The following is a 22334-nucleotide window of genomic DNA, read 5'->3' as shown; positions in this document are numbered from 1 at the left end:
GCCTGTCATCAACGCCGAGTTTGGTCACCGCTCGGTCAGCTTTAATTCAATTCTTCGGTTTTGTGCACGAGCTTCCGGCGTATCTGCTGGGTCGACAGGCCGATACTCACCAAAACCAGTTGCTGCGAGGCGTTGAGGTGGAAAGCCAAGCCCTTCGGTCAGGTACTTGACGACAGACAGCGCTCGGGCTTGGCTGAGTTCCCAGTTGTCCGCAAATTCGCCACCGGAGATGGGAACATTGTCGGTATGTCCGTCCACCCGAATAATCCAGTCGATCGTATCAGGAATTTGATCTGAAACATCTGCCAGGATACTCGCGACATTGAAAATCTGCTCCTGTCCGGCGGGGGACAGAGTTGCTGAAGCGCTCTCGAACAGGACTTCCGAAGAGAAAATGAAGCGGTCGCCAACGATTTGGATTCCTTCGCGGTCGCCGAGTACTCGGCGCAGAGTCCCGAAGAATTCCGACCGATAGTCCGCCAGCGTTGCAACATCTGCTTTTAGTCGCTCTGCCTCAAGTCTAAGCCGTTCCGCTTCGGCGGCTTCCAGTTCCGCCCGCTTTTTTTCCTCGGCCGCCGCGCGCGCCAAAGCGGCATTCAATTGGCTTCCCAAGGCTTCGATCCGGATCTGGCTTGCTGCGTCCTCGGCCGCCGCCGCATCCAGAAGGCCCTGAAGCTGGTTCAATTCAGCCCGCAGAGTCGCGACCTGCTCATTTAGAGCGGTCACCTGGCGTTGAGCTTCGGTAGAAATCGCCTCTTCTTCGGCAAGTTGCTTGCGAGCGGTGGCAAGAAGCGTCGCCTGCCGCTCTGCTTCGGTCATCTCTTCGACGACCTGATCTTCCGCGGCAATCTTGGCCGCGAGCGCGGCGGCCAACCGCTCCCGCAGCGAAGCCGCGTCACTGGTTGCACTTCGCAGAGTATCGACTTCGGCGAGAAGAGCATCGCGCTCTGTCGTCAAAGCGGCGAGACGCTGGTCGCGTTCTTCCGCTGTCGCTCCCATTTCTGTCAATTGTGACCGCGCGACCGATAGATCGGCCCTGAGATTTTGAAGCTCAGCGCGGACTGCATCTTTTTCTGCCAGAGCCGTTGCCAGTTGGGTTTCTAGATCGGCGGCGGCAGTTTCCGTTGCAGTCAGACTTCCCTCAGTCTGCTCAAGTGCCAAAAGTGCTCCGGTTAGCCTGTCATTCAGTTCGTTCTCAACTGCATTTGCGGCGGCGAGTAGTGTCAAGGTTTCCTCGGCCTTTCGCCTTTGCTCTTCGAGCGCTAGCGACATCGCGGTCAGTTCTGCATCCGCGTTCTTCAGTCGCTCGCGCAGCGCCTCGGCTGCCGCGGCCTCGGCTAGGCGCGCTGCCTCTTCGTCCGAAAGCTGCGCCTCTGCATCAGCCAGTCTTTGTCGCAGAGCTTCGGCCGCAGCAGCCTCGGCCAGCCGTGCAGCTTCGGTAGCGTCCAACTGCGCCTGCGCGCGCTCCGCCGCATCCTCTGCTGCGCTAAGCGCTATCCGGTCAGTTTCCGAAGCTTCCAGCTGTGCCAAAACGCTTGCCAAAGAAGCTTCGCGCTCCTCCGCTTCAGCTCGTAGTTCCGCAGCCAGAGCCTCCAATGCCTCACGTTGCGCAGCGGCAAGCCGGGCCTGTTCTGCTTGCGCATCAATCTCATTACGGGCTCGAGCCAAGGCAAGTTGCATCGCTTCTTGCTCGGTGATTAGCGTGCGTCTGGCGTCTTCCAGTTCGGCGACTTCAGCTGTCAGGCGCTCGCCCTTTGCGATGGCTTCGTCACGTTGTGCGAGGAGTGAAGCCACTTGTTCTTCGAAGCTGGCAATAGCCGCATCACGCTCTGCAAGTGTTCGGGCTTGTGCGTCCAACTGGCCTGTAAGGTTGGCGATCAATGCTGTTTGACGATCGCTATCCGCCCGAAGGCTTTCCAAGTTGTCCTCGAGTTGAGCCGTTCGTTGCTGAGACAGGCCAAGAGCCTGGCTCAAGCTTGTCACCTCGGCGGCCAATTGATCCAGCTCGGATTCCTGCCCGCTGATGGTATCCCGCTGCACGGCCTGAACGACCATAAAGATCGTGAGAACAAACATCAGGACAAGTAGAAGCGCCGTCATCGCATCCACAAAGCCCGGCCAGATTGAGGCCGACATTCGCTGCGATTTGCGCGTTAGCGCCATGGTTTAGGACCCATCGCCTGAGATACGGCTGCGGCCGAACTGCCTTAATGTGTTGTTTAGGTTGGCGAGGTCCGCTCTGATCTCACCCATGCTTTCTTGCCGACCGGCGGAAATCTCTTCGAGAATGCGAAGCATCTGCACATCCATGGATCGAAGGCGCATTCTGCTTTCTGCATCGAATTGACCTGCTCCTTCGGACGCAAATTTCTCCATAGCTTCAGCAAGTCGCGATTGGCTTTCAATCAATGAACTGGTCTCGCTACCGGTATCCAGTCGCTCTGCCAGACGAGAAATCGCACCGGCCAACATCCCAATCCTGTCTTCAGCCGAGGCTTGTCGTTCGGTGGCTTCTGCGTAGAACGACTGCATCTGATCCAGTCTCTCCGCCATGTGTTCGGCAAGCTGAGCAATAGCGCCATGATCGGCGCTCGCGCCTTCTTCGCCGGTGAAACCAAGCCGCGTGATAGTCGAAAGCCAATCTTCCAGTTCTCGGTAGAACCGGTTCTGTCCGTGGCTTGCGAAAAGCTCCAAGAGGCCGACAACAAGCGATCCGGCCAGCCCCAACAGCGATGAGGCAAATGCCACACCCATGCCACCAAGTTGTTTCTCAAGTCCGCCCATGAGGCGCTCGAAAACTTCGACGCCACTGTCCCCCTCTTGTGGGGCGAGACTGCGTATCGTGTCGACGACGGCCGGTACAGTGGTGGCCAGCCCGTAAAAGGTTCCCAGCAGGCCAAGGAAAATCAGCAGGTTGACGATGTAACGAGTAATATCACGCGCTTCTTCTATCCGCGTCGCGACGGAGTCGAGGATGGAACGGGAAGACGTCGCCCCAAGTTGAGTGCGCGCTCCTCGCTTTCGCAGGAGCGCTGCAAGAGATGCCAGAAGCCGCGGCGCTTTCGTGAACTGGTGGCCAGGCCGATCCGACGCGAACCCGACGATCCAACTGACCGAGGACACCAACTGAAATACTTGCCAGAAACAGGCAAGGACGCCGATGACAAAGACAAATCCGATAAAGCCGTTAAGCCAAGGGTTTGCCAGGAAGACAGGTGCTACCTGTGGGTAGGCAATATAGGCGCCGAAGCCGACCAGCCCCAAAACTATGACCATCGTCAAGATCTGACGATATGGCTGTGTAAAATGCCGCTCGGCCTCGCGATCCGGTTGGTCCATGACGGGCCCGGTCCTGTAGGTGTTTTCGTTCGGAGCAAGTGTAGGCAATCGTTAAGGCGCTGCCAACCGCAATGAGGCAAGGATTATCAACGTTTCAACTCTTCGACTCGGTTTGCCAACCAACTGAGATCAGCGTCCGCAATTCCCAATTCTTCGAGATGTCGCGCCGTATTCCAGAGATACTCGGAATTCGGACCCCGCCCGCCTACTGCGGTGGATATTATGCGGGCTTGTTCTTCCAGAGTCAGGCCAGCGACATATTGCTCATGTGCGGTGTCAACAACATAGGCCAACGCGGTTACGCGAAGCCCTCCATCCAGTTTAAGGGGCAAGAAGCGTTCGACATAGGCTGAGGAGATCAATTCACGGTCCCTGAGATATGCGACTGTGTCGTCGGTTTCTTCATCGGGCACCCGAAATCCCAGTCCCCTGCAAAATGAACCGGGACGGGGATCTAGCGCGAGTACCAACCCTGGATGCTCCGTCGTGCCTCGATGATGGATTGAGGACATGCAAAAACTTCGCGTGTAGCCCTCAAGGGTCGCAAGCCGTCTTTCAACAACCGGAAAGCCGGGGTTCCAGATCAACGATCCGTATCCAAAGATCCAAAGGGGGCGCGTGGTTATGTCTGGTCCTGCATCCATGCGAGCCTTAAATCAGGGGTGCAGGACGGGGAAAAGAGAGAATGAACAGGCTGATCGTTTGGATATTGATCGTCGCAGGGGTCTGGATGGGCCTTTGGGCGGCTGGATCGGTTTTCTATGAGAATCAATTGCAAGGCTGGATTGAGCAACGCCGCGCTCAAGGTTGGGCTGCCGATGTGGCCGACCTTAAAGTTCGGGGTTTTCCGAACCGCTTCGATACCACTCTGAGCGAAGTGACGATGGCGGACCCGGCAACTGGCGTTGCGTGGTCTGCACCATTTGTGCAGTTTCTCTCGCTTGCCTACAAGCCACACCAGTTGATCGCCGTCCTTCCGGAACGACACCTGTTTTCAACCCCTCTTCAAACGATGACGATATCGCATGAGAAGGCTCAAGGCTCGCTTTTCCTCGAACCCCAAAGCACTCTTCCGCTGAATCGAGCGGTGTTCGTTATCGACCGCCTGTTGGTTTCTTCATCTCTGGGATGGGAAGTGGGACTTGCTGAAGGGAGATTTGCAGCCGAAGCCGACGCGGCAGCAGAAAATGGCTATCGTATCGGCGCGGAAATCTTGAGACTCACTCCTTCGCGCGAAACCCGAGACCGTCTCGATCCCGCTGGTGTCCTACCGTCGACCATTGATGCAATGCGTCTTGACGCTTCGCTGCGCTTTACCGCGCCTTGGGATCGCTTCGCGATTGAGCAGTCTCGTCCGCAAGTCACGTCGATCGATCTCGATGATCTGTCGGCTTCATGGGGAAGCATCACCTTTCGGGCTGCCGGTGATCTATTGGTTGATGAGTATGGTGTTCCCGAAGGCCGGATTACCGTTAAGGCTGTCGAGTGGCGGAGATTGTTGGAGATGGCCGTTGGTACCGGCTTGGTTGCCAGTTCATTTCTGCCGGTGCTCGAGCGCACGCTTGAAGTTATGGCTTCCCTCGAGGGTTCTCCTGAAACTCTCGACGCGCCTCTAACTTTTCGGAGAGGCTTGATCACTTTGGGTCCAATACCTCTCGGCCCGGCACCGCGCATTGTGATCCGCTGACTTGGGGTACCAAGTCAGCGACAGTATGCACCAGACCGGTGATCGGCAATATCAAAGTGAAAATGATCTCTGTGATGGCGGTCGGAGTTTGGTCCCAGAACTGTACCAAAGGGACCGCAGGCCGATGCGTGAAGTCGTTTCATAAGCCGACTGTTGCGCCCGTTCCAATCATCTAGAACCGTAAGACGGGTGCCGTCTGCAAGCACAAACGCGGAGATGTCGATCGCATTTCCTTTTGCGTGCTCTGAAAGTCGCGCTCCGGGGCGGCTATTGCGAGTACGGCAGGCATAATGTGACGCGACACGAATTTCGACCAGGCCGCCGCCTTTGCGCCCAATGGCCGGAATGGCTTCTCTTCGAAGCCATGCATCCAACCGCTGTGCAGCCTCTCGTGAAAGCGTGGCTGGTTGCGAGAGCCTGATCCCTCCTGCCTGGGAAACGCGATATGCGTTTTCCACGCCGCATTCACCCGGGCCAGAAACACGCCCCAATTTTTCGGCTTTCAGCGCCCCAGTGCCAATGTCACCGCCACCGCCACATGCGGCGAGTGCCAGCAACGAAATTACTGAAAGGAACTGTCTCATGACTTCTTTCCCTGTCGCCCGAAATCGGGCGCGTCAGTGTCCTGCCCCGCCTCGATAATGCCGCGTCGTATTGCCCGTGTCCGGGTAAAGTAATCGAAAAGTTGTTCGCCATTGCCCGTGCGTATCGCTCGCTGAAGCGCAAAAAGTTCCTCGGTGAAACGTCCAAGTATTTCCAGCGTGGCATCTTTGTTCGTCAGAAACACGTCGCGCCACATGATGGGGTCGCTTGCCGCTATTCGAGTGAAATCCCGGAAACCTGCAGCCGAGTACTTGATCACTTCGCTGTCTGTGACCCTGCGCAAATCGTCTGCAACGCCGACCATCGTGTAGGCGATGAGATGGGGCGCATGGCTTGTGACCGCAAGGACAAGATCGTGGTGATCCGGGTCCATGGTATCGACATTTGCCCCAAGGGCTTGCCAGTAGCGTGTAAGGCGCTCCAACGCGCCCGGATCTGTTTTCTCGTCGGGTACGAGAATGTTCCATCGATTATCAAAGAGCTCTGCAAATCCCGCGCGGGGACCGGAATGCTCGGTTCCGGCCAGCGGGTGGCCGGGAATGAAGTGAACATCTTTTGGCAAATGCGGCGCCACCGCCTCGATGACGGCTTTCTTTACCGAACCTACATCGGTCACGGTTGCTCCCGGAGTCAGATTGGAAGCAATTTCCTTGGCTATTGCCTCCATTGCGCCGACCGGAATGGCCAGAACAACAAGATCAGCGTCTTTGACGGCTTCGGCCGCAGTCGCAGCCACCCTGTCGCAAAAGCCCAGTTCTTCTGCAGTGGCGCGTGTTTCCGCCGATCGCGCAGTTCCCACAATTTCGCATGTCATTCCCGCGCGGCGCATCGCGTGCGCCATGGAGGAGGCAATCAGTCCAAGCCCGATCAGAGCAACACGCTGGTAAAGTTGTTCACCCATTACGCGGTCTCCCTCCAGCGCGTCAGCGCAGCAATAACGCGGCCAGTCTGTTCCGCATCGCCGACCGTAATCCTAAGACCTTCGGGGAAGCCGTAGCCGGCAACTGCGCGCACTATGATGCCGTTCTCTTGCAGGGCCGCGTTGGCGGCCGCTGCTTCGACAGCATCCGTAAACCGCGCCAGCACGAAATTCGTCGAACTCTCGTCGCAAGAAATACCCAACTGTCGGATGGCACCCGTCAGCCTCGCGCGTTGTTCGGCGTTAAGCTCTGAGCACGCGGCCACCCACTCACGGTCCCGAACCGCAGCTTCGGCGGCGGAAAGCTGAACCGTCGAAAGGTTGAATGGTTGACGTATCCTCGTCAGCGTTTCGATCATTTCCTGGCAGCCATAGCCCCATCCAATTCGAAGCCCGCCCAGGCCATAGATCTTGGAAAAAGTGCGGGTCATCAGGACGTTCATTCGATTTCGTGCATGTGACATGCCGCCATCGAAGCCCTCGGCATACTCCGTATAAGCTCCATCCAGCACGAGGACCACATTCTCGGGCACACCTTCGACCAGTCGGGTCAATTCCGGATTCGGCAGAATCGTCCCGGTGGGATTGCCTGGGTTGGTGATAAGGATCACTCGCGTCCGTTCGCTTATCGCGTCAAGGACAGCGTCAACGTCTACGACGCGTTCTTTCTCCGCGACGCAGATCGGCGTGGCGCCAGTCATGTGGATCAGAACGGGATACAGCGAAAAACCGTGCTCGGTGTGGATGACTTCGTCACCAATGCCCGCATACGCCTGTGTAACCATCTGGAGCACTTCGTCCGAGCCGACACCGCAAATAACCCGGTTGGGATCCAGGCCGTTGATTTCACCTATTGCGGTGCGCAATTCCGCGTGGTCGGTGGAGGGATAAAGGTGAACGCTTTCGGCTGCGGACCGTATTGCGTCGATTGCCACGGGCGGTGGGCCCAGCGGGTTTTCGTTCGACGATAGTTTCAGGACGCGGTCATGCCCGGCCAGACGGCTTTCACCGCCCTTGTACAGCTTGATGTTCTCGATACCGGGTTGTGGTCGGATGGCGTTTGTCATTGCCCTGCCTCTAAGCTTCCGCGCGTGTTTAGCCGGGCACGCAACCTCTGACCAGTCCGAATGGCGGCTAGAATGTTTGGCGCGACCTCTGTCGGAGGCCTGAAATTTGACTGACCAGAAAAGAGCGGGCCGCAGCGCAAGCTGCGGCCCGTGCCGGCAACGACATAGTCGATGCGGAATGTCTCCGGATCAGTCCATCGCCTTGAACGCGAATTCGCCGCCTTCCTTGATCCCGGAGAACCAGCGTGCGGTGACGGTCTTGGTCTTCGTGTAGAATCGGAACGCATCCGGGCCGTACTGGTTCAGGTCGCCAAAGGCTGATTTCTTCCAACCTCCAAAGGTGTGATAGGAGAGCGGTACAGGGATCGGAAAATTGATGCCGACCATGCCGACGTTGACCCTGTTGGCGAAATCACGGGCGGTGTCGCCGTCCGCGGTAAAGATCGCGGTGCCGTTACCATAGGGATTGTCCATGGTAAGCTTGAGCGCCTCTTCATAGCTTTCGGTACGCACCTGGCTCAGTACGGGCCCGAAGATCTCTTCTTTGTAGATTTCCATGTCTGGCGTAACCTTGTCGAAGAAGGATGGGCCAACGAAAAAGCCATTCTCGTAACCTTGCATCTTGAAGCCGCGGCCATCGACCACGAGGTCTGCGCCTTGGCTCACACCACTGTCGATGAGGTTGTTGATGCGGTTTTGAGAGGCCTTGGTGATAACCGGTCCGAAGTCTACGTCTTCACCAGCGGTATAGGGTCCGACCTTCAGCTTTTCGATGCGCGGCACAAGACGTTCGACCAGGGCATCGGCAGTTTTCTTTCCTACCGGTACCGCGACGGATATCGCCATACAGCGTTCGCCGGCTGCACCGAATCCTGCACCAACCAGCGCATCTGCCGCCTTGTCCATGTCTGCGTCAGGCATAATGATCATGTGGTTCTTCGCGCCGCCGAAGCACTGTGCGCGCTTCCCGTTCGAACAGGCGCGACCATAGATGTACTGGGCAATCGGTGTCGACCCGACGAAACCCACGCCCTGAATTGTTTCGTTGTCGAGGATTGCGTCGACCGCGTCCTTGTCGCCGTTGATCACCTGAAGCACGCCGTCAGGCAGACCCGCTTCCTGCATCAGCTCAGCAAGTCGTAGAGCAGTCGAGGGACACCGCTCGGAAGGCTTCAGAATCATGGCATTCCCGCAGGCCAAAGCCGGCCCCATCTTCCAAAGCGGAATCATCGCGGGAAAGTTGAAAGGCGTTATGCCGGCCACGACACCAAGCGGTTGCCGCATCGAATAAAGGTCGATGCCGGGTCCGCCATCGTTGGTGAACTCGCCTTTCAGAAGCGCAGGCGCTCCCATGCAGACCTCGATGACTTCCAATCCGCGTTGAACGTCACCACGGGCATCGGGCAGCGTCTTGCCATGTTCACGGCTGACCAGTTCCGCCAGTTCGTCCATGTGTTCGATAATCAGCGATCCGAATTTCATCATCACGCGGGCGCGCCGTTGCGGGTTGGTTGCGCCCCAGCCCCTCTGAGCTTCGGCGGCGGCGTCTACAGCGGCGTCCAACTCCTCTGGCGTGGCCAACGGGACCTGGGCCTGAACTTCACCGGTTGCAGGATTATAGACATCGGCAAACCGGCCAGAACTTCCCTTTACATGCTTTCCATTGATCCAGTGTGTAAGTTCTTGCATGGAATCCTCCTGTTCGTTGGGTGCACCATAAGGGCTGGCCATACCCGGCGAAAAGCGGCAGTTTCCCAAAAAGGATTTGCAAAAATGCAGGGACAGTGTGTCGATGAACTGGGATGATATGCGAATTTTCCTGTTTGTTGCCCGAGAGGAAAGCCTTTCGGGAGCAGCCCGTTCGCTTCGACTTGATCCTGCAACCGTTGGACGGCGCATTGCACGGTTGGAAGAGGAGATGGACGCGGTTCTGTTCGTGAAGTCTCCGCATGGATATATCGTGACCGAAGCGGGCGAACGCCTTTTGAGCCACGCCGAAGCCGCAGAACAGGCCATGATCGGAGCCGTGGATGAGGTTCGCGGAACGGAGACAGGCCTGACCGGAACGATAAGGGTAGGTGCGCCTGATGGTTGCGCCACGTTCTTGCTTCCTCATGTAACGCGGGTGATCCAGGCAGAAAATCCGGGATTGGAGGTGCAGATCGTTGCGCTGCCGCGCGTGTTTAATCTTTCCAAGCGCGAAGCGGATATGGCGATCGGTGTTTCGCGGCCAACCGCGGGTCGGCTCCGCATTCAGAAGATTGCGGACTACGGTCTGCATCTTGCGGCCTCCAGAGAATATCTCGCGAAGCACGCACCGATTACCACCCACGAGGATCTCGCGGGCCATCGAGTGATCGGATATATACCGGACATGATTTTCGACCGAGAACTCGACTATCTTTCCGAGATGGGATTGAGACGGGTCGATCTGGGATCCAACCTTGTGTCCGTTCAGCTTGGTTGGCTACGTGCGGGCGCTGGTATCGGAGTGGTCCACGATTTCGTCATGCCCGACGCACCAGAGTTGTGCCCGATCCTTGCAAATGAGCTGAGGCTTACAAGAACATTTTGGCTGATCCGGCATGCAGATGACGCCCGGGTAGACAGGTTGAACCGGTTTGCTTCGACACTTGCCGATGGGCTTCGTACGGTGATGGCTAAACGCTCCAACGCTTGACAGAAATACTTGCGAGGTGGACGCTGGCAAAAGGGGGAAATTTAGGGAGGTCCAAATGCTTGTTCGTCAGATACTTGGCATGAAGGGTGGCGGCGACGTCGTTACAATTGGAACTGGCGCATCTGTTTCGGATGCGGTCCGTCTCCTGTCGGAGAAAAGAATTGGTGCGGTTCTTGTATCTGATGACTTTGGTTCCCCAGTCGGCATTCTGTCCGAGCGCGATATCGTACGTGAACTCGGTCGCCGCGATGACAGTTGCCTTCGTGATAACGTGGGTGACATGATGACGAAAAATCTTGTTTCCTGCAGTCCAGACGATACTGCGGATGTTGTTCTGGGAAAGATGACCGAAGGGCGTTTTCGGCATATGCCGGTCATGGAGGGCGACAAGTTGGCTGGTCTGATCTCGATTGGTGACGTGGTCAAAGCGCGCCTGTCAGAACTGTCCATGGAAAAAGACGCACTGGAAGGAATGATAAAGGGCTTCTGATGCCGGATGCTTGAAGGCTGGTCCTGTTTCGTGGCACTCAAGCCGCGCGGCAAGGTGCAAGGAGGCCTTTGATGCGTATAGGACTTTATCCCGGCACCTTCGATCCGGTGACGCTTGGGCATCTCGACATAATCGAGCGCGCGACCGTTCTGGTGGATAGGCTGGTCATTGGCGTTGCAATCAATCGCGACAAAGGTCCGCTTTTCTCTCTTGAAGAGCGCGTCGCCATGATCGAATCCGAATGCGGTGCGATTGCCAAGAAAACCGGCTGCGAGATTGTTGCACATCCTTTCGAAAACCTGCTGATCGACTGCGCGCGCGATGTGGGTGCGGGAATTATCGTACGCGGACTGCGCGCAGTGGCCGACTTCGAGTATGAATACCAAATGGTTGGCATGAACCGTATTTTGGACGACAGCATCGAAACGGTGTTCCTGATGGCCGAAGCCGAGCATCAGGCTATTGCGTCCAAGCTGGTCAAAGAGATTGCACGGTTGGGCGGCGATGTTTCAAGGTTCGTTACGCCGGCGGTTCGCGATGCTTTGGATCAAAGGTTTCAAAAAAAGGTCTGAAAAGCGAAGCGGGCGACCTGTGATCAGTCCGCCCGCTCAGTATTCTGTTGCGATTTCAGCGCCCGGTGTGCCCCCGGACCGGGTATCACTTTCCATAAACCGCGCGCTTTGCCAACTTCTCGGCGTCGCCAGGATAGATGTCGAGGTCAAGCGCAAGATCGAGCGGAAGGCGGCGCAGTTCGCGAACAGTGCGATTGTACTGGCGGCGCTTCTGCAGTTCAGCCATGAAATTCATTCTAAGTCTCCAGTTCTGTTCGGACCCATTGTCCGATGACTGGAACTTGTGCTCGTTGTTAGCGCTGTACAAGCCGCAATGCTGCAATGCGGCATTGCGGCTCTTGCATGCCTTTCAAACTCGACAGGAAAAGCAAAAAAGCGCGCCGAAGGAGCGCGCTTTACAATTCAGATAAGACCGGGAGTCAGAGCTCTTCCATGAGTTGCGCCTTGGCGACCGAAAGCAGCTCACTCATCTTTGAACGGATCTCCGTTTCCGAAGCCTTGTCGCCCAGATCACCCGAGACCTTGCGATAGACATCCTCGTCTCCAGCTTCCTCGAAGTCGGACTTGATGACTTCCTTGGCGTATGCGTTGGCCTCGTCGCTTGACATACCCATAAGCTCAGCGGCCCAAAGACCAAGAAGTTTGTTCCGGCGTGCCTCGGCTTTGAACTGCATTTCTGCGTCGTGAGCGAACTTGTTCTCGAAGGCGTTTTCGCGGTCGTCGAAAGTGGTCATGTCTGGCCTGTCCTCGGCGGATGGTTGTCATTCACCCCAGATATGCCTTCGCTCTCGCTCGGTCGCAAGAGCGGCGGGTTCGGATTTCTCCTGCAATGGCGCGGCCAGACGCCGCGGAAAGGCTGTTTAGGCGCCGGAAAATCCTGGGCAAACAGAAGCAATTCAAGAAAAATACTCGTTTGTTTGCGTTGACTGCAAGGGTGAGGGCCTAAGCTTGTCGTCAGGTCCGACTTGACGTATGAGGACGCAGAGCGCGTGCAGTCCGCGAGTCTGCGCGCAATTTCCTTTTCCCGGAGTGGCCACATGGCGCGTCGAAAGAAGCTTTACGAAGGCAAGGCCAAGATCCTTTACGAAGGTCCCGAGCCGGGCACGTTGGTTCAATACTTCAAGGACGATGCTACGGCCTTCAATGCTCAGAAGAAGGACGTCATTGAGGGCAAAGGTGTTCTGAACAACCGCCTCTCCGAGTTCTTTATGAAGGGCCTCGCTCAGATCGGTGTGCCAACGCATTTCATCAAGCGCATCAACATGCGCGAGCAGTTGATCCGCCAGGTCGAGATCATTCCGTTGGAAGTGATCGTTCGGAACTATGCTGCCGGGACGATGTCACAACGTCTTGGGCTTGAGGAGGGGACCATCCTTCCGCGGCCGATTGTGGAATTCTGTCTCAAGGACGATTCACTGGGTGACCCGTTGGTCTCGGAAGAACACATCATTGCCTTCGGCTGGGCATCGCAGCAGGACCTCGACGACATGGTAGCGTTGGCGCTGCGTGTGAACGACTTCCTTTCCGGTGTCATGTTGGCTGTCGGTATCAAGCTCGTCGATTTCAAGATCGAGATCGGCCGTGTTTGGGAAAACGATTTCCAGCGACTCGTCGTCGCTGACGAAATCAGCCCGGACAGCTGCCGTCTTTGGGACATGGAAACGGGCCAGAAGCTGGACAAAGACGTATTTCGTCGTGATCTGGGGAATCTGGCGGACGCTTATACTGAGGTCGCCCGGCGGCTTGGGGTTCTTCCGTCGAACGTTACCCACACCAGCAAGCCAACGCTCATCAACTAGAATTTTCCTGAGTTTTCAGCCCAGTGAATGACTTGGAGTGCGGGCCGATGTTCCCGCACTCCAGGAGCGTCTCCGGCAAAAAATGATCTCAAGGGGTTGGACAAGGCAGCGGGAATCCGCGATACGACCTGCGAGGCCAATAATCGGGGGCGATGATGAAAGCACGCGTTCATATCATGCTGAAAAACGGTGTTCTTGACCCGCAGGGCGAGGCGGTACGCCACGCGTTGGGCTCGATGGGTTTCGCCGGGGTTGAGGGCGTGAGGCAGGGTAAGGTCATCGAGCTGGAGCTTGCAGAGACCGATGCCGAGAAAGCCGAGGCTGAGGTGACACGCATGTGCGAGGCGCTTCTGGCGAACACCGTGATCGAGCGCTACGAGGTCGAGCTTCTTTGAGGCGAGAAACCGCCGTTTTGGCGTAAGCCCTGGTCGGCATTGTATCGGCAAAGCGTCGGCAAAACGTATGGCAAGTGTATGGCTGCTTTCCGCACATTCACAAAATGTGGTGAATGACGAAGCCTGATTGGCCGGGCCGTGAAACTCGGCAGAGGAACCCTCAGACCGTTTTCAACATGCCGCCATCGACGTGGTATGCGGAACCGACCGAGTAGGATGCTCGTGGGCTGCAGAGGAATACGCAGAAGTCTGCAAGTTCTTCGACGGTTCCGAAACGCCTGATATCGGCATGCTCGTCCGCGACCTCCTGTAGGTAAGCCTCCCAGCTCTCGCCGCGCAGCTCGCGTGCGGTGTTTTCCCAATCCGGCGTACGGATGAGTCCGGGGTTCACCGTATTCACGCGGATGTTGCGCTTGATCATCTCTGACGACAGGCACTTCCCGAACATCAGAAGCGCCGCTTTGGTCGTGTTGTAGATCGGTTCATACCAGAGCGGCTGGACGGCACATATCGAGGCGTTCATAAGCATGGCGCCGCCTCCGCGCGCCTCCATCTGATCAGCCAGACCGCGTGAGAGCCGCACCGCTGCCATGACATGGAGGTTCCAGAAATCCATCCACTTTTCGTCGGGCGCATCGGCTACAGTTTCATTTGACCCCGTGCCTGCATTCGACACGAAGATGTCAGCCCCGCCCGCCGCGGCCGCGGCCTTGATGATCGCCTCGCAGCCTTCTGCTGTCGACACGTCGGCGGCCACCGGGATCGCTGTCGTGCCGAAGTCGTCTGAAATCGCGCGCGCCGCCGCTTCCAGGGCCTTGCTGTCGCGTGCATTGACCAGAACGTTCGCTCCCTCGCGTGCGAAGGTCCGCGCGATGCCAAGGCCGATTCCCTTGGAGCCACCTGTGATGACGGCCAGCTTGCCTTTGAGTTCCAGGTCCATGCTTGTCTCCCCTGTCGTGACAAAACGAAAATGTCACATCTGCGCGCAAAGATCTGCACCTCTTGGAATTACGAGCGGATTCTGATCCCTGGCGCTCGGAGTCATTGTCAAAATCCCCTCTGGAACTTCAGCCCAAAATCGGGCAAACGACCGGCATGAAAGCTGCTGTTCTTGTCTTCCCCGGATCGAATTGCGACCGAGATCTTGCCGTTGCTTTTCGCAACGCGGGCTTTGATGTGGACATGGTTTGGCACAAGGATACGGAACTTCCTGCCGGCACTGATATCGTTGGCGTTCCGGGTGGCTTTTCCTTTGGCGACTACCTGCGTTGCGGTGCCATTGCGGCGCGCTCGCCCATTACATCGGCGCTCAAATCCCATGTAGAGAAAGGTGGCTATGCCATCGGTATCTGCAACGGTTTCCAGGTGCTGCTTGAAACCGGCCTGCTGCCGGGCGCCTTGATGCGGAACTCCGGGCTGAAGTTCATCTGCAAGCCGGTCGAACTGGAAGTAGCGACCGTGAAGAGCGACTTTACCGCCGGCTACGACGCCGGGCAGGTTGTGACCTTCCCGGTCGCCCACCATGACGGCAACTACCAGGCCACCGAAGAGATCCGGAAGGAGCTGTTGGACGAGGATCGCGTCGCGTTCCGCTATGCGCGGGAATTGAACGGCTCGGTCGACCGAATTGCCGGTATCCTGTCGAAGAACCGACGCGTTCTTGGGCTTATGCCGCATCCCGAACGCGCTGCCGATCCTGCTTTGGGTCGTTCCGATGGCACGGCGCTCTTCAACGCTTTGGCCGGAGCTGCGCTGGACGCTTGAGAACAAGGGGCCGAGGCCCTAGAATCTGTTCATGAGTGAGCGCCCCACATCCCGTGTTCCAGACCTAGGCGGTATGCCTTGGGGTATGCGGATACTCATGATCGCGCTGATCGCGATCTGTGTTGCGGTTGTCTGGTGGACGAACCTTTTTCTGACCGAGCGCTTTACCGAGAGCACGCGGTCCCGGGCCGAGGTCCGACTTGCCCTCTACTCCGGAAACATCCTCTCCGAGTTGCAGCGGAACCAGATCGTGCCGCAGCTTCTGGCACGAGACCCGACCCTGATCGGAGCGCTGAACTCGGCAGATTTTTCGCAATCGTCGCAGCGTTTGATCGAGTATCGCGATGAAATCGGCGCGGCCGGCCTGATGCTGCTCGACAACGGCGGGCGTGTCGTGGCTGCCACTGATCGCAACCTGCTTGGGACAAATTACAGTGCCGCCCCGTATTTCGTCGAGGCATTGCGATCGGGAGAAACCGTTTTCACGACCAATGTACTTGAGAGCGGCGGACGAATTTTCAGTTATTCCCGTAAGATAGAGGCGCAAGGCCAGTTGATCGGCGTGATTGTGGTCGAAGTCGGGTTGAAGAAATTCGAAGCAGCATGGGCCGGGTTCTCGGACGCGGTCATGGTCACGAACAGCGAAGGCCTGATCATTCTGTCGACCGAGTCCCGCTGGCGCGGAAAGACCGAGGACGAGGCGTTGGCCTTGCGTTCGGCGCCGAACGCTATCGAGCGTGCCATCCGCGCGACCACGGACTGGGGCGCTCTGCCGCCGGATGCCTATCTGTCCGGCGAGGCCGTCATGCGGCAGGAGACCCGCATCGGGTTTCAAGGCTGGCGCATGACAAGCTTCACCACCTATGCCGGTGTTCGGGAGAGGGTGAACGCGGTGATCGCGCTGGAGATCATGGGGTTCGCGATTCTCATGGCGCTGGTCTTTTACGTGGTCAGCCGGAAGGCCACGTCGCGGTTGGTGTTCTTCCAGAGGGAGTCGGCTGAACTTCGCGCATTGAACGCGGCGCTGCAGCGGGAAATCGCCGAGCGGGAAAAGGCCGAACGGCACCTGGAAGTGGCTGAGCAGACCATCCAGCAATCGTCCAAGTTGGCCATACTCGGTGAGATGTCGGCGGCTGTCAGCCACGAGTTGAACCAGCCTCTGGCGGCCATGAAGACCTATCTGGCGGGGGCCAAGCTTCTGTTGCAGCGGCGTCGGCCTGACGAGGCGCTGTCCTCGTTCCAGCGGATCGACGATCTGATCGAGCGGATGGGCGCGATCACCCGGCAGCTCAAGTCCTATGCGCGCAAGGGCGGGGATGCCTTTGAGCCCATGGATGTAAGGGCTTCCGTGTCATCCGCGATCTCGATGATGGAGCCGCAGCTGCGCCGCCGGGACATGGCGATCTCGGCTTCGTTGCCGCGCGATCCGGTGATGATCGAGGCCGATCGCATCCGTCTGGAGCAGGTCATCATCAACCTGCTGCGGAACGCGCTGGACGCTACCAAGGGCATAAAGGAGCCCGAGGTGAAAGTGATCGTGACGGTTGCGGACGAGGTGTTGATCACTGTGCGCGACAACGGACATGGAATCGAGGACCTCGAGAACCTGTTCGAGCCCTTCTACACGACCAAGGCGCCAGGCGACGGCGTCGGCTTGGGGCTTGCCATTTCATCGGGAATTGTGAACGACCTTGGCGGCCGGCTGACCGCCCGCAACGGACGAAATGGCGGTGCCGTATTCGAGATAACCCTGCCTCTTGCGCGAGCGGCGCATCAGGCGGCTGAATGATAGAACGGAGAGAGATCATGGCACAGGCGATGAAAGTCGCGATTGTCGACGACGAGCAGGACATGCGTCAGTCGATCAGCCAGTGGCTGGCGCTCTCGGGTTTCGAGACCGAGACATTCCCCAGCGCAGAGGATGCTCTGAAGACTCTTGGCAACGACTACCCAGGGGTCGTGGTCAGCGACATCAAGATGCCGGGTATGGACGGGATGGCGTTTCTCAAGCGTTTGATGAGCGTAGACAGCGCCCTGCCGGTGATCATGATCACCGGGCACGGCGACGTGCCGATGGCGGTTGAAGCGATGCGGGTGGGGGCGTTCGATTTCCTCGAAAAGCCGTTCAACCCGGACCGTATGACCGAGCTGACCAAAAAGGCCGCGAATGCGCGCCGCCTGACTCTGGACAACCGGGCGCTCCGCCGCGAGTTGAGCGACGGTGGGTCAGGTATCATCAAGAAGCTGATCGGGGCCTCTCCGGTGATGGAGCGGCTGCGCGAGGACATCCTGGACCTGGGCCAGGCCGACGGTCATGTGCTGATCGACGGCGAGACCGGCACGGGCAAGACCCTGGTCGCGCACGCGCTGCATGCGGTCGGCGCGAAGGCGGGGAAGAAATTCGTCCTGTTTTCCTGTGCCGCACATGACGAAGCGACATTGGCCAAACGTCTGTTCGGCCCGATTGGAGACGGCGACCAGTTGCCGCTTCTGGAAGAGGCGCGTGGCGGGACGCTTGTTCTGGAGGATATCGAGGCATTGCCGCAAACCCTTCAGGCGCGGCTCCTGTCTTGGATGAACGAGCAGGGCACGCCGGCCGAGACGCGGATCGTGGCGATCTGCAACTTGCAGGAGCAGGGCAAAACCTGCGAGGACGCATTGCGGCCGGACTTGTACTATCGCCTTGCCGCTATGAAGATCACGATCCCGCCGCTGCGCCAGCGCGGAGAAGACATCCTGATGCTGTTCCAGCGTTTTGCCGAGCAGTTCGCCGACGAATACGGCTGTGATGCCCCGGAGGTATCGGCGCAGGAGGCTGCCCAGCTTCTGCAGGCGCCCTGGCCCGGGAACATCCGCCAGCTTGTCAACGTCGCCGAGCGCGCGGTTCTGCAGGCGCGTCGCGGCTCGGGCACCATCGCGTCGCTCTTGATGGCCGACAACGATGAGACCCAGATGACCGTGACGACCGAGGGCAAACCTTTGAAGGAATACGTCGAGGCCTTCGAACGCATGCTGATCGACAATACGATGCGCCGCCACCGGGGCTCGATCGTGAATGTCATGGAGGAGCTGTGCCTCCCGCGTCGGACGCTGAACGAAAAGATGGCGAAGTACGGTTTGCAGCGGGCGGACTACATCTGACGTCCGATTTCGTCCCAGACGCGCTATTCTTCGATATGGATGGCCTGCTTCTTGATACGGAGCGGGCTGGAAGCATCGCTTTTTGCGAGATCACGGCACCCTTCGGCATTGCTGCCGAGCGCGCCGAGATTTTCTATGCTGAACTCGTCGGCACATCGAGCGCAATCACGCGCCGACGGGTGTCGGAGTTCATCCCGGGAGTCGATATCGAGACTTTTGTCGGTGAATGGCATCAGGCCCTGGACAGGCAGATGGCTGGCGAGGTGCTGGTCAAGCCAACAGTTCGCGAAACGCTGAACGCGGTTGCCGTGTTGGGGCACCGGCTTGCCGTTGTGACTTCGACACGCAGCGCGCGCGCACGTGAGCATCTCGAACGCGCGGGCCTGCTGAAGCATTTCGAGACGATTGTTGCCGGCGACGAGGTGAAGGCGAACAAGCCCGATCCCGAACCCTACCTGGAGGCTGCCCGTCGGCTGGGCGTCGACCCGGCGCGTTCGGCTGCTTTCGAGGATAGCGATCACGGTGTCACCGCAGCGGTGGCCGCAGGCTGCGTAACGGTGCAAATCCCCGACATCCGACCGGCCGACCGGCCGCTTCCGGTGTTGGGACAGCGCATTTCTCGCGATCTGTCTGAAGCCATGAAGGCGCTTCGTATTCTGATCTAAGCGGATTGATCGCGCGGATGGCGCCAAGTGGAGTCGTGGCCAAGATATCAATGCAGGGTGAAACAAGTTCGTGTTCTGCCGCGTTGCCGTTAAAACGCGTGACGCGGATATCAGATTTTCCGCATTGATATTTGTCTCGCAGACACCTTATTGTGCAGGAGCAGAGGTGTCACGCGATTGCCATATCGCGAACTCTGCAGAAAAGTTTTGCTGTATCAGGGGATTAGGCAGATTTTCACGCCACCCTGATCCGGCTCGCCGGCCAGTAATTGGCCAAAGTACCGAATTGCCCATGGCGCGGATCATTCCGGCGCCGGGCCATGAACGGGCGTCTGAGAGTTCAGGCGTCGGAGAAGAACCGCGATGACGCGCGCGTGGGACCGGACAAGCGTTTCCCCGTCGTTGACGGGCCGCCCCCCTATGGCCCAGCCGCGCCTCGCCATAATCAGCCGCAATATCAATCGTTTGGCGCCTCCAGGTGCGATTGAGCCTTTGCGCAGAAAGTCTACATGTCCAAAAAGATGCTTATCGATGCCACCCACGCGGAAGAGACCCGCGTTGTGGTGGTTGACGGAAACAAGGTCGAGGAGTTCGATTTTGAATCCGAAAACAAACGCCAGCTTTCCGGAAATATCTATCTAGCAAAAGTCACTCGAGTAGAACCGTCGCTTCAGGCGGCCTTCGTCGACTACGGCGGTAATCGCCACGGGTTCCTGGCGTTCTCGGAGATTCACCCGGACTATTACCAGATCCCGGTTGCGGACCGTGAGGCGCTGCTTGCCGAGGAAATGGCCGAAGCCCAGGCAGAAGCGGAAGAGGAGGAAAAGCCTCGCCGCCGTCGTCGTAGCCGTTCCAAGTCGAAGGCTGAAAAGCTCGAGGCGGCGGACGAAACAGTGGCCGAGGAGCCGGCCGTCGACGATGACGCTGGCGCAGACGATGAAGCCGGTGCCGAGGACGACGACGGTTCGGACGAGGACCGCGGCGACGACCTGTCGGCGGAAACCGGGGATGGGGGAAAAGCCATTCCGGGGATGGATGTCATCGATCTGGACGAGGAGCGGGCTGTCGAGGCCGGCGAGGACGACGACGAGCCTTATGTGGCCGCCGAACATGCCGCCGAGACCGATGAGACGATCGAGTCCGTCGCGGATGACGATACGGCCGAGGAGATCCGGCCCAAGCGCAAGCCTCGTGTGCGGCGCTACAAGATCCAGGAAGTGATCAAGGTCCGTCAAATCCTGCTGGTTCAGGTCGTCAAGGAAGAGCGCGGCAACAAGGGTGCGGCACTGACCACCTATCTCAGCCTTGCGGGCCGTTACTGCGTTCTGATGCCAAACACGGCCCGGGGCGGCGGTATAAGCCGCAAGATCACTCAGGCCGCAGATCGCAAGAAGCTGAAAGAAATTGCGAACGAGATCGAGGTTCCCAAAGGAGCGGGTCTCATCATCCGCACTGCGGGCGCGAAACGGACCAAGACCGAGATCAAGCGGGACTATGAATACCTGCAGCGCATGTGGGAACAGATCCGCGAACTGACGCTCAAATCGATCGCGCCAGCCAAGATCTATGAGGAAGGCAACCTGATCAAGCGCTCGATCCGCGACCTTTACAGCCGCGAGATCGACGAGGTCATGGTCGAGGGCGAGGCGGGGTACCGCGTGGCCAAGGACTTCATGAAAATGATCATGCCGTCCCATGCCAAGAACGTGAAGCATTACCATGATGCCATGCCGCTCTTCGCGCGCTACCAGGTCGAAAGCTACCTGGCCGCGATGTTCAACCCCACGGTCCAGCTGAAGTCTGGCGGTTACATCGTGATAGGTGTGACCGAGGCGCTGGTGGCGATCGACGTGAACTCGGGCAAGGCGACGAAAGAAGGTTCGATCGAAGAGACGGCTCTGAAGACCAACCTCGAGGCCGCCGAGGAAGTGGCGCGCCAGCTCAGGCTCCGCGACCTTGCCGGTCTGATCGTGATCGACTTCATCGACATGGAAGAGCGCCGGAACAACGCGGCGGTCGAGAAGCGGTTCAAGGACAAGCTCAAAACAGACCGTGCGCGCATTCAGGTGGGCCGGATTTCCGGCTTTGGCCTTCTGGAGATGAGCCGCCAGCGTCTGCGCCCGGGCATGCTTGAGGCCACGACGCAACCGTGTCCGTCCTGTCATGGCACAGGTCTGATCCGGTCCGATGACAGCCTTGGTCTGACCATTCTACGTCAGATCGAGGAAGAAGGCGTGCGCCGGCGGTCCAAGGAGGTTCTGGTCAAGGCGCCGGTTTCGATCGTCAACTTCCTGATGAACATGAAGCGCGAACACATCGCCCAGATCGAGGCGCGCTATGGCATGGCTGTCCGCATGGAAGCCGATCCCTTCCTGATCTCACCGGACTTCTCGATCGAGAAGTTCAAGACGGCGACCCGAAAGGTGGTCGAGGTTGCGCCAGTCGTTTCGGTGGATATCGCCCTGATGGAGGAAGTCGACGAGGACCTTCAGGAGGACGAGGAAGAGGTCGATGCCGTTGAGGAGGCCGAGGTCGTCGAAGCGTCCGAGGACGATAAGCCCAAGCGCAAGCGCCGCCGTCGTCGTCGCCGGAGGGGCAAGGGGACTGGAGAAGGCGAGAGCCAGGAGGTCGAAGCCCGGAGCGAAGAGCAATCCGCCATCGAGCCCGAAGAAGGTGCTGAACAAGTCGAATCCGGTGACGAGGCCGCGGCGGAGACACCAGCCGAGGTGACCGAGGACGAAAAGCCGAAGCGTCGGCGCTCGCGCGGCGGTCGCCGCAAGAAGGCGCCTGCTGCTGAAGAGGCGAGCGCCGAGGAGGCCGCTGCGGACGAAAGCGCTGAAGTGGTCACTGAGGATGTGCCGGCCGAGCCGGTGGAAGCCGAAGCTGCGGAGCCGGAAGAGAAGCCCAAGCGGAAGCGGGCGACCCGCAGCCGGAAGAAGAAGACCGAGGAGCCCGAAGCCACTTCAGGGACCGAGGAGCCTGCCGAGGCGCCTGCGCAGGAGCCGGAGCCGGTTTCGGATGTCACGCCTCCTGAAACCGAGCCCGCCGCCGAAACTCCTTCGCCTGTGGTAGAGGAGGCTGCGACGGAGCCGGTGCTTGAGACCGCAAATGGCGACGGCGGAGGGGATGCTCCCAGCGACAAGCCGCGCCGCCGCGGCTGGTGGTCGATGGGCCGCTGACAACAAGGGAATGCGCGGCCCGGAGAACCCGGGT

General features: G+C 58.6%; 21 protein-coding genes. 11 read left to right on the top strand and 10 right to left on the bottom strand.

All coding sequences use genetic code 11. From position 1 onward, the window contains the following. Nucleotides 1-24: 24 nt before the first annotated feature. The 3 genes from ACKLNI_RS15480 to ACKLNI_RS15470 all read right to left on the bottom strand — a co-directional run bounded on the left by ACKLNI_RS15480 (nt 25) and on the right by ACKLNI_RS15470 (nt 3983). Nucleotides 25-2163: a peptidoglycan -binding protein gene (locus ACKLNI_RS15480; RefSeq protein ID WP_413719986.1), complete on the bottom strand. Its 2139-nt coding sequence runs from the start codon at nt 2161-2163 to the stop codon at nt 25-27. Nucleotides 2164-2166: 3 nt separating this feature from the next. Then, complete coding sequence (locus tag ACKLNI_RS15475) at nt 2167-3339, bottom strand: biopolymer transporter ExbB (protein WP_413719985.1); 1173 nt, start codon at nt 3337-3339, stop codon at nt 2167-2169. Between the two features lie 86 nt (nt 3340-3425). After that, a complete protein-coding gene (locus tag ACKLNI_RS15470) occupies nt 3426-3983 on the bottom strand; it encodes a gamma-glutamylcyclotransferase (RefSeq protein WP_413719984.1) in 558 nt (185 codons plus the stop codon). A 41-nt stretch (nt 3984-4024) separates the two neighbouring features. Between ACKLNI_RS15470 and ACKLNI_RS15465 the strand changes: the two genes are divergently transcribed. Continuing rightward, on the top strand, nt 4025-5026 hold the full coding sequence (locus ACKLNI_RS15465; RefSeq protein WP_413719983.1) for a DUF2125 domain-containing protein: 1002 nt from the start codon (nt 4025-4027) through the stop codon (nt 5024-5026). Between the two features lie 14 nt (nt 5027-5040). Here the strand turns inward: ACKLNI_RS15465 and ACKLNI_RS15460 are convergent, their stop codons facing one another. From ACKLNI_RS15460 to ACKLNI_RS15445, 4 genes are all read right to left on the bottom strand, one after another. Further along, nucleotides 5041-5610 carry an extensin-like domain-containing protein gene (locus ACKLNI_RS15460; RefSeq protein WP_413719982.1) on the bottom strand — a complete coding sequence of 190 codons (570 nt, stop codon included), beginning with the start codon at nt 5608-5610 and terminating at the stop codon, nt 5041-5043. After that, the gene (locus ACKLNI_RS15455) at nt 5607-6530 is read right to left on the bottom strand and encodes a prephenate/arogenate dehydrogenase family protein (protein WP_413719981.1); all 924 of its coding nucleotides are present in this window, start codon (nt 6528-6530) and stop codon (nt 5607-5609) included. The genes ACKLNI_RS15460 and ACKLNI_RS15455 overlap by 4 nt, the downstream gene beginning before the upstream one ends. Continuing rightward, the gene (gene hisC, locus ACKLNI_RS15450; RefSeq protein ID WP_413719980.1) at nt 6530-7615 is read right to left on the bottom strand and encodes a histidinol-phosphate transaminase; all 1086 of its coding nucleotides are present in this window, start codon (nt 7613-7615) and stop codon (nt 6530-6532) included. The genes ACKLNI_RS15455 and hisC overlap by 1 nt, the downstream gene beginning before the upstream one ends. Nucleotides 7616-7804: 189 nt before the next feature. Further along, complete coding sequence (locus ACKLNI_RS15445; protein ID WP_413719979.1) at nt 7805-9304, bottom strand: CoA-acylating methylmalonate-semialdehyde dehydrogenase; 1500 nt, start codon at nt 9302-9304, stop codon at nt 7805-7807. Nucleotides 9305-9407: 103 nt separating this feature from the next. Here ACKLNI_RS15445 and ACKLNI_RS15440 point away from each other — a divergent pair, with 103 nt between their 5' ends. The 3 genes from ACKLNI_RS15440 to coaD all read left to right on the top strand — a co-directional run bounded on the left by ACKLNI_RS15440 (nt 9408) and on the right by coaD (nt 11357). Then, nucleotides 9408-10295, top strand: a complete 888-nt coding sequence (locus ACKLNI_RS15440) for a LysR family transcriptional regulator (RefSeq protein WP_413719978.1) — start codon at nt 9408-9410, stop codon at nt 10293-10295. 55 nt (nt 10296-10350) lie between these two features. Further along, a complete protein-coding gene (locus tag ACKLNI_RS15435; RefSeq protein ID WP_413719977.1) occupies nt 10351-10785 on the top strand; it encodes a CBS domain-containing protein in 435 nt (144 codons plus the stop codon). A 71-nt stretch (nt 10786-10856) separates the two neighbouring features. After that, nucleotides 10857-11357: a pantetheine-phosphate adenylyltransferase gene (coaD, locus tag ACKLNI_RS15430; RefSeq protein ID WP_413719976.1), complete on the top strand. Its 501-nt coding sequence runs from the start codon at nt 10857-10859 to the stop codon at nt 11355-11357. A gap of 85 nt (nt 11358-11442) precedes the next feature. Here coaD and ACKLNI_RS15425 read toward each other — a convergent pair whose 3' ends face one another. Then, nucleotides 11443-11592, bottom strand: coding sequence for a hypothetical protein (locus ACKLNI_RS15425; protein ID WP_413719975.1), 150 nt, complete (start codon nt 11590-11592; stop codon nt 11443-11445). Between the two features lie 184 nt (nt 11593-11776). Next, nucleotides 11777-12091 carry a DUF1476 domain-containing protein gene (locus ACKLNI_RS15420; protein WP_413719974.1) on the bottom strand — a complete coding sequence of 105 codons (315 nt, stop codon included), beginning with the start codon at nt 12089-12091 and terminating at the stop codon, nt 11777-11779. Nucleotides 12092-12394: 303 nt separating this feature from the next. Between ACKLNI_RS15420 and purC the strand changes: the two genes are divergently transcribed. Next, entirely contained in the window at nt 12395-13156 is a 762-nt protein-coding gene (purC, locus tag ACKLNI_RS15415; protein ID WP_413719973.1) for a phosphoribosylaminoimidazolesuccinocarboxamide synthase, read from the top strand. Nucleotides 13157-13311: 155 nt separating this feature from the next. Then, complete coding sequence (purS, locus tag ACKLNI_RS15410; protein ID WP_413719972.1) at nt 13312-13551, top strand: phosphoribosylformylglycinamidine synthase subunit PurS; 240 nt, start codon at nt 13312-13314, stop codon at nt 13549-13551. 160 nt (nt 13552-13711) lie between these two features. On the opposite strand, the gene ACKLNI_RS15405 is transcribed toward purS, so the two are convergent. Further along, entirely contained in the window at nt 13712-14491 is a 780-nt protein-coding gene (locus tag ACKLNI_RS15405; protein WP_413719971.1) for an SDR family NAD(P)-dependent oxidoreductase, read from the bottom strand. A 155-nt stretch (nt 14492-14646) separates the two neighbouring features. Here ACKLNI_RS15405 and purQ point away from each other — a divergent pair, with 155 nt between their 5' ends. The 5 genes from purQ to ACKLNI_RS15380 all read left to right on the top strand — a co-directional run bounded on the left by purQ (nt 14647) and on the right by ACKLNI_RS15380 (nt 22300). Further along, nucleotides 14647-15315, top strand: a complete 669-nt coding sequence (gene purQ / locus ACKLNI_RS15400; RefSeq protein ID WP_413719970.1) for a phosphoribosylformylglycinamidine synthase subunit PurQ — start codon at nt 14647-14649, stop codon at nt 15313-15315. A gap of 31 nt (nt 15316-15346) precedes the next feature. After that, nucleotides 15347-17104, top strand: a complete 1758-nt coding sequence (locus ACKLNI_RS15395) for a sensor histidine kinase (RefSeq protein WP_413719969.1) — start codon at nt 15347-15349, stop codon at nt 17102-17104. A 17-nt stretch (nt 17105-17121) separates the two neighbouring features. Next, entirely contained in the window at nt 17122-18456 is a 1335-nt protein-coding gene (locus ACKLNI_RS15390; protein ID WP_413720069.1) for a sigma-54-dependent transcriptional regulator, read from the top strand. Continuing rightward, nucleotides 18387-19121 (top strand): HAD family hydrolase, encoded by a 735-nt coding sequence (locus ACKLNI_RS15385; protein WP_413719968.1) that lies wholly within the window; start codon nt 18387-18389, stop codon nt 19119-19121. The genes ACKLNI_RS15390 and ACKLNI_RS15385 overlap by 70 nt, the downstream gene beginning before the upstream one ends. 509 nt (nt 19122-19630) lie before the next feature. Continuing rightward, on the top strand, nt 19631-22300 hold the full coding sequence (locus ACKLNI_RS15380) for an Rne/Rng family ribonuclease (protein ID WP_413719967.1): 2670 nt from the start codon (nt 19631-19633) through the stop codon (nt 22298-22300). Nucleotides 22301-22334: the final 34 nt, after the last annotated feature.

It is taken from the genome of Silicimonas lutimaris (assembly GCF_047314965.1).
Classification (GTDB): domain Bacteria; phylum Pseudomonadota; class Alphaproteobacteria; order Rhodobacterales; family Rhodobacteraceae; genus JAVJUV01.
Note: the sequence above shows the minus strand (reverse complement) of the source record. Positions and strands in the feature narration are given on the sequence as shown.

What these genes read in the sequence shown, in the direction of transcription:
- ACKLNI_RS15445 (WP_413719979.1), bottom strand. Translation starts at nt 9,304, where the DNA reads ATGCAAGAACTTACACACTGGATCAATGGAAAGCATGTAAAGGGAAGT.
- ACKLNI_RS15380 (WP_413719967.1), top strand. Translation starts at nt 19,631, where the DNA reads ATGTCCAAAAAGATGCTTATCGATGCCACCCACGCGGAAGAGACCCGC.
- ACKLNI_RS15460 (WP_413719982.1), bottom strand. Translation starts at nt 5,610, where the DNA reads ATGAGACAGTTCCTTTCAGTAATTTCGTTGCTGGCACTCGCCGCATGT.
- ACKLNI_RS15395 (WP_413719969.1), top strand. Translation starts at nt 15,347, where the DNA reads ATGAGTGAGCGCCCCACATCCCGTGTTCCAGACCTAGGCGGTATGCCT.
- purC (WP_413719973.1), top strand. Translation starts at nt 12,395, where the DNA reads ATGGCGCGTCGAAAGAAGCTTTACGAAGGCAAGGCCAAGATCCTTTAC.
- ACKLNI_RS15440 (WP_413719978.1), top strand. Translation starts at nt 9,408, where the DNA reads ATGAACTGGGATGATATGCGAATTTTCCTGTTTGTTGCCCGAGAGGAA.
- ACKLNI_RS15475 (WP_413719985.1), bottom strand. Translation starts at nt 3,339, where the DNA reads ATGGACCAACCGGATCGCGAGGCCGAGCGGCATTTTACACAGCCATAT.
- purS (WP_413719972.1), top strand. Translation starts at nt 13,312, where the DNA reads ATGAAAGCACGCGTTCATATCATGCTGAAAAACGGTGTTCTTGACCCG.
- ACKLNI_RS15455 (WP_413719981.1), bottom strand. Translation starts at nt 6,530, where the DNA reads ATGGGTGAACAACTTTACCAGCGTGTTGCTCTGATCGGGCTTGGACTG.
- purQ (WP_413719970.1), top strand. Translation starts at nt 14,647, where the DNA reads ATGAAAGCTGCTGTTCTTGTCTTCCCCGGATCGAATTGCGACCGAGAT.
- ACKLNI_RS15420 (WP_413719974.1), bottom strand. Translation starts at nt 12,091, where the DNA reads ATGACCACTTTCGACGACCGCGAAAACGCCTTCGAGAACAAGTTCGCT.
- ACKLNI_RS15480 (WP_413719986.1), bottom strand. Translation starts at nt 2,163, where the DNA reads ATGGCGCTAACGCGCAAATCGCAGCGAATGTCGGCCTCAATCTGGCCG.
- coaD (WP_413719976.1), top strand. Translation starts at nt 10,857, where the DNA reads ATGCGTATAGGACTTTATCCCGGCACCTTCGATCCGGTGACGCTTGGG.
- ACKLNI_RS15470 (WP_413719984.1), bottom strand. Translation starts at nt 3,983, where the DNA reads ATGGATGCAGGACCAGACATAACCACGCGCCCCCTTTGGATCTTTGGA.
- ACKLNI_RS15465 (WP_413719983.1), top strand. Translation starts at nt 4,025, where the DNA reads ATGAACAGGCTGATCGTTTGGATATTGATCGTCGCAGGGGTCTGGATG.
- ACKLNI_RS15405 (WP_413719971.1), bottom strand. Translation starts at nt 14,491, where the DNA reads ATGGACCTGGAACTCAAAGGCAAGCTGGCCGTCATCACAGGTGGCTCC.
- ACKLNI_RS15435 (WP_413719977.1), top strand. Translation starts at nt 10,351, where the DNA reads ATGCTTGTTCGTCAGATACTTGGCATGAAGGGTGGCGGCGACGTCGTT.
- ACKLNI_RS15390 (WP_413720069.1), top strand. Translation starts at nt 17,122, where the DNA reads ATGGCACAGGCGATGAAAGTCGCGATTGTCGACGACGAGCAGGACATG.
- hisC (WP_413719980.1), bottom strand. Translation starts at nt 7,615, where the DNA reads ATGACAAACGCCATCCGACCACAACCCGGTATCGAGAACATCAAGCTG.
- ACKLNI_RS15425 (WP_413719975.1), bottom strand. Translation starts at nt 11,592, where the DNA reads ATGAATTTCATGGCTGAACTGCAGAAGCGCCGCCAGTACAATCGCACT.